The 3,575-nt window shown below is 28.1% G+C and carries 2 protein-coding genes; both read left to right on the top strand.

Features of this window, described 5'->3' with window-relative positions; all coding sequences use genetic code 11:
• Positions 1-181: 181 nt before the first annotated feature.
• A complete protein-coding gene (locus Q0V09_RS09200) occupies positions 182-1,696 on the top strand; it encodes a DUF1846 domain-containing protein (protein WP_297406068.1) in 1,515 nt (504 codons plus the stop codon).
• A gap of 67 nt (positions 1,697-1,763) precedes the next feature.
• A complete protein-coding gene (coaBC, locus tag Q0V09_RS09195) occupies positions 1,764-2,957 on the top strand; it encodes a bifunctional phosphopantothenoylcysteine decarboxylase/phosphopantothenate--cysteine ligase CoaBC (protein WP_297406067.1) in 1,194 nt (397 codons plus the stop codon).
• Positions 2,958-3,575 lie beyond the last annotated feature (618 nt).

Genomic DNA, 3,575 nt, shown 5'->3' with positions numbered 1-3,575 from the left:
ATCCTGGATCACAATCTATTAGTATAAGTTTTTTTTGCATTGTCAATGCCTCCCCAATCAATAATATTTAACAAGTATAACATAAATAAAAATTTTAATCCTAGATTTTTTTTTATATCCATGCTAAGATATAGAGTCAGGAATTGCTCTGACCAAAATAAATAAAAACAAGGAGTGAGTCATGAAAATAGGTTTTGATCATAATAAATATCTAGAGGAGCAGTCGAAGTTTATTCTAGAGAGAGTTAACAATTTTGATAAATTATATCTTGAATTTGGTGGGAAACTGTTGTTCGACTTACACGCTAAAAGAGTATTACCAGGTTTTGATGAAAATGCTAAAATCAAACTATTACAAAGACTTAAAGAAAAAGTTGAAGTAATTATTTGTGTTTTTGCTGGAGATATTGAAAGAAACAAAATCAGAGGAGATTTTGGTATTACTTATGACATGGATGTTTTTAGATTAATAGATGATTTAAGAGAACGTGAACTTGAAGTAAATAGTGTTGTTATTACTAGATATGATGACCAACCAGCTACATCTCTATTTATTAATAAATTAGAGAGAAGAGGAATTAAGGTTTATAAACATAGAGCAACTAAAGGGTATCCAACTGATGTTGATACTATTGTAAGTGATGAGGGATATGGAAAAAATCCATATATCGAAACTTCTAAGCCAATTGTTGTTGTTACTGCTCCAGGACCTGGAAGCGGAAAGCTTGCTACTTGTTTAAGTCAATTATATCATGAAAATAAAAGAGGAAATGTTGCTGGATACTCAAAATTTGAAACATTCCCTGTTTGGAACGTACCTTTAAAGCATCCATTAAATATAGCATATGAAGCTGCTACTGTTGATTTAAGAGATGTTAACTTAATAGATTCTTTCCATTTAGAAGCTTACGGAGAAACTTCTGTTAACTATAATAGAGATATTGAAGCTTTTCCAGTGTTAAGAAGAATTATCGAAAAAATAACAAATAAAGAATCTATATATAAATCACCAACAGATATGGGTGTTAATAGAGTTGGATTTGGAATTATTGATGACGATGTTGTTAAGGAAGCTTCTAATCAAGAGATTATAAGAAGATTCTTTAAAACAGGATGTGAATATAAAAAAGGTTATGTTGATAAAGAAACTTTCCAAAGAGCTAGACTTATAATGGAAGAGTTAGGACTTAAAGAGGATCATAGAAGAGTTGTTACTGTTGCAAGAGAACATCTTGAAAAACAAAATCACTCGACTACAACTCCTTCAAAAGAGTTACACTCATCTGTTGCTATTGAATTAGAAAATCATTCAATATTAACTGGGAAAAAATCAAATGTTTTAGATGCTTCTGCTGCAGTTTTAATCAATGCTCTTAAAGATATTGCTGGAATTAATGATGAAATTCATTTAATTTCTCCATCTATTATTGAAGATATATTAAAATTAAAGAAAAATACATTACAAAGTAAAAATATTGGTTTAGACTGTGAAGAGATGTTAATATCGTTAACTATTTCAGCTGCAACAAACCCTATGGCACAAGTTGCTTTAGATAAACTACCAATGCTTAAAGGTGCTCAATTACACTCAACTACTATTTTAGGAAAAGGTGACGAGCAAACTCTTAGAAAACTTGGTGTTGATGTTACATGTGATCCAGTATTCCCTACAGAAAACTTATATTATAACGAATAATTTTACTAGGAGCTTTTCTTTAAAGATTAGCTCCTTTTTTTATAAAATTAAATTAAAGGAGAAAACTATGAAAAATATTTTACTCGGTGTAACTGGAGGAATTGCAGCTTATAAATCAGCTAATATTATCTCTATTTTAAGAAAAAGAGGTTATAATGTTAAAGTTATTATGACTACTAGCGCTACTAAAATAATAACACCACAAACTTTAGAAACTCTATCTAGAAATAAGGTTTACACAGATATGTGGGAAAGAGAACATCAAATGGAAGTAGAACATATCTCTCTTGCTGAATGGGCAGATCTTATTTTAGTAGCTCCTGCAACTCTAAATATAATTGGAAAAGTTGCCAATGGAATTGCAGATGATATGCTTTCTACTGTTATATCAGCTTCAATTAAACCAGTTTATTTTGCTTTAGCTATGAATGTTAATATGTATAATAATCCTATTTTAAAAAGCAATATTGATAAGTTAAAATCATTTAACTATAATTTTATTGAAGCTGATGAAGGATTTTTAGCATGTAACGTCAATGCTAAAGGAAGACTTAAAGATGAAAAAGAGATTGTTGAAATCATAGAGGAAAGATTAGAACAAGAAGAATCTCAACCATTAAAAAATATTAATTTTTTAATTACAGCAGGGAGAACTGAGGAAGCCTTAGATCCTGTAAGATATTTTTCAAATAGATCTAGTGGACAAATGGGATATGAATTAGCTAAAAGAGCTACTTTATTAGGTGCTAATGTCACTCTTATTTCTGGTCCAACAAATTTAGAAGTCCCTAATAATCTTAAAAAATTTATTTCTGTTAAAAGTGCCCAAAATATGTTTGATAAAGTTATGGAGGAGTTTGATTCTCAAGATGTAGCTATTGCTTGTGCTGCTGTTGCTGATTATAGACCTAAAATATACTCAACAGAAAAAATTAAAAAAGCTGATGGTGATTTAGTTATAGCCTTAGAAAGAAATCCTGATATTTTATTTAATATGGGATTAAAAAAAGAAAATCAATTTTTAATTGGTTTTGCTGCTGAAACTGAAAATATTGAAGAAAATGCTAAGAAAAAATTAATGAAAAAAAATCTGAATATGATTGTGGCAAATAATGCAAATAATATGCAAAAACAAACTAACTCTATTCAAATAATAAAAAATAATGGAGAAATAGTTAAATATCCTGAAAAATCTAAAAAAGAAGTAGCTAAAGATATAATCAATGAACTTATTAAAGAATACGATTTTAGTATTTTATAGTGGTCTTTTTTTAATATGTGTGATATAACATTATAGTCATGAAGGGATGGTGTTATATGCACATATTTTTTTTATTCTTACCTATTATTATTTCATTATTAGTCTTAATCAAAACTAAAAAAAGTTTTATCTCTCTTTTTAGTGGATTTTTTATATCTATATTACTTCAACCAAATTTAACGTTCTTTAATTTTATTTTTAAAGGTTATAAATCAATATCCAGTATTTTTTATATTAATAACTCTTTTAACAAGTGGAATATTTCAATTTTAATTTTTCTTCCAATGTTGTCTATATTAAGCACATTAATGGAGGAAAGTGGTGGGATTAACTCTTTTTCCAATTGGATAAAAACTAAATTAAAAACTAAAAAAAGTGCTGAATTATTTATTATTTTTTTAGGAATTATAATATATATAGATGGATATTTTAATTCTATTATTGTTGGAAATATTAGTAAAACTTTAAGTGAGTCATATTCAATAAGCAAAGCTAAAATTGCTTATTATGTTGATTCTACAAGTGCTCCTATATGTCCTCTTATCCCTATTTCTAGCTGGGGAGCTTCTATTTTAGGGATAATTTCATCTTTACTTAGATCGGAAGAGCACACGTCTG

It is taken from the genome of uncultured Cetobacterium sp. (genome assembly GCF_947039425.1).
Taxonomy (GTDB): Bacteria; Fusobacteriota; Fusobacteriia; order Fusobacteriales; family Fusobacteriaceae; genus Cetobacterium_A.
The sequence above is the reverse complement of the archived record's forward strand: the minus strand, read 5'-3'. Positions and strand labels throughout refer to the sequence as shown.